The 324-nt window shown below is 65.4% G+C and carries 1 pseudogene; it reads left to right on the forward strand.

Going from position 1 to position 324, the window contains the following annotated elements:
* Positions 1 to 272, forward strand: a pseudogene (locus tag EE949_RS29075) (mechanosensitive ion channel domain-containing protein); the annotation flags it as partial.
* Positions 273 to 324: the final 52 nt, after the last annotated feature.

The raw sequence follows: 324 nt of genomic DNA on the forward strand, positions 1-324 counted from the left end.
CTACCAAGCCTTATCAGCTGGATGACTGGATCTCCATCGACGGCACCGAAGGCCGTGTCACCGACATCGACTGGCGCGCCACACGCCTGCAAACCTCCCAGGGCAGCATGGCGGTGATCCCCAATTCCTTGGCGGCCAAGGCCAAGATCATCAACTTCTCGCGCCCGGCGGACATGTTCGGCCTGACGGTCAGCCTGCAAGTCAGCCCCCATGCGCGCCCGCAAACCGTGATCGAGGCCCTTGAACGGGCGATGCAGGGCTGCCGCGCGCTGTAGGCCAAGCCGGCACCCAGAGTAGCGTTCAAGGCCTCGGCCAGTGGCGGCG

Origin of the sequence: Pseudomonas viridiflava (assembly GCF_900602065.1) — a bacterium.
Classification (GTDB): domain Bacteria; phylum Pseudomonadota; class Gammaproteobacteria; order Pseudomonadales; family Pseudomonadaceae; genus Aquipseudomonas.